Raw genomic sequence first — 1,998 nt, forward strand, 5'->3', positions numbered from 1 at the left:
GCGGGTGGTGCCGATCAGCTCCCCGATGCGCTCATGGGTGAGGCGGAAGGGGAGGTCGCACCAGGGGCCGCAGCGGCGCCCCAGGCGACGCACCAGCAGGGAGAGCAGGGCATGGAGCCGCTGCTCGGCGCTGCCGAGGTGGCGGATGCGCAGCAGCTGCAGGGTCCACTCGTTGACCGGATCAAAGCCATGGCCCTCGAGGGGCTCGGCATCGCTGCGGAAGCAGAGGGGGGTGAGGGCCTCGACGCAGACGCCCTCGCTGCAGAGACGGTCGGTGCGGAGCTGGTCGCCGGGTTGCAGGAAGGCCAGGGTCATGCCCTCGGTCTCCTCGCAGGGGCAGTAGACGCGGGCGATGCCGTCGAGGACCTCGAGGCAGGAGCCGCCGGGGCGGGGGGTGGGGTCAAGCAGGACCGTCTGACCGGCGGGCATGCGCACGGCACTGACGGGATCGTCGGGGAGGAAGCGGTAGCGCATCGGGCGAAGGGAGGGGCCTTATTGCGAATAGCTCTCAACCTAGACGCCCCACCGGCACTTTTGCAAGCGATTCTCAATAGCAGCTGGTGGTTGCGAAGGCGCTCTGCCGGAGCGGCGGCCCCCAGGCCCTCAGGTGAGCAGCAACCGATCGAAGAACGCGTGCCAGGACAGCCCGGAGCGCTCAGGCCCGAACACCGCCCGCTGCTCCAGCCGGTTGAGTGGTGGTTGGCCGATGCTGCTCAGCAGCCGGTCCATCTCGCCGGGGTCGAGCCGGTCATCGCCATCCGCATCGACGGGGATCAGGTAGCGCTTCAGCCGCTCCTGTCCGTCCCAGAGCCGGCGCAGGCGCAGCATCACCTCGATGAACTCGGCCCGGTCCACCACCCCGTCGCCATCGAGATCCATGGCCGCCAGCACCCTGGCCAGGGCCGCCCCAGGGTCGCTGGGGCCCTGGTCAGGGTCGCTGGGGACCTGTTCCATTCCGTCGACCAGTTCCGACAGACTCAGCTGGCCGTCCCGGTCGCGGTCGAGGCGCTCGAACAGCTCCACGAACCTCCCCAGCAGCAACGGATCCGCCGACGGGGCCAGGCTGGTCCAGACGCCTCCGCCCACGGCCCCGCGCAGACGGGAGCGGAAATCGTTCAGCAGCCGCCGGGTCACCAGATAGCGCTGCAGATGCTCCTCCGGCGTGAGGATCGCGTGCAGCGCCACCGGCACAACGGTGGGCAGCGCCCGGCGCACCACCAGCAGGGTGGCCAGGGTGGCGACGATGAAGGACAGCGTCAGCGCCGGCAATCCGAGCGGCATCAGCCGCTCCAGTGGCTGGGTGAGCAGGCTGGCCGCGAGGGCCGCCAGGGCCGCCACCCCCAGGCTGCGCCTGGTGGGGGCATGGAAGATGCCACCGATGGCAATGGCGCTGAGAACGGCGTCGTAGCTCCAGAGGCCCAGGCCGACGGCGCCGGCGGCACCGCTGGCCAGGCCCGCCAACGCCCCGATCGCCGCCCCCATCAGACCCACCCCTGCCGCCATCGGACTGGCGACGGCCGTGGCCGCCAGCACCAGCCAGCCACTGGCCAGATCACCACAGAAGAAGACCTGACCGAAGCCCCGCGGCAGGGCCAGCAGAAAGGCCTGCAGGGCGGAACCCGCCGGTGGCACCATCGCGGGACTGTGGAGCTGCAGCGGCGGCACGTCCGCCAGGGTGACCAGCGCCAGCAACCCCCAGGTCACCAGGCAGAAGGGCAGGGTCATCGGCGGCAGGCCGGTGGCGGCATGCAGACGCCGACCCGGGCCGTGGACCAGCACGGAACTCAGCGCCCCACCCCCCAGGGCTGCCAGCGTCCAGAAAAGAGCAGCTCCGGGAGGGGCCAGATCTGCGAAGGTGCCGATGGCACTGCCCACCAAGGCTCCGTTGAACCCGTAGATGCCGTTGTGGCGGTCGTCCCAGGAGCTGCCGAGGGCCTTGGCCGTCAGGTGGGCGGCCACGATTCCGAAGCCAGCGAACAGCGCCACCGACGGCGACTG

At 70.9% G+C, this 1,998-nt stretch carries 2 protein-coding genes; both read right to left on the reverse strand.

Annotation, left to right across the window (positions count from 1 at the left end; translation table 11 throughout):
- Nucleotides 1–474 (reverse strand): cyclic nucleotide-binding domain-containing protein (locus KUG38_RS14100; protein ID WP_216918641.1); only part of this gene is annotated, 474 nt, incomplete at its 3' end.
- Nucleotides 475–603: 129 nt separating this feature from the next.
- Nucleotides 604–1,998: urea transporter (locus KUG38_RS14105; RefSeq protein ID WP_216922710.1), on the reverse strand; the 1,395-nt coding region annotated here is incomplete at its 5' end.

The organism is Synechococcus sp. CCAP 1479/9 (assembly GCF_019038535.1).
Taxonomy (GTDB): Bacteria; Cyanobacteriota; Cyanobacteriia; order PCC-6307; family Cyanobiaceae; genus Cyanobium.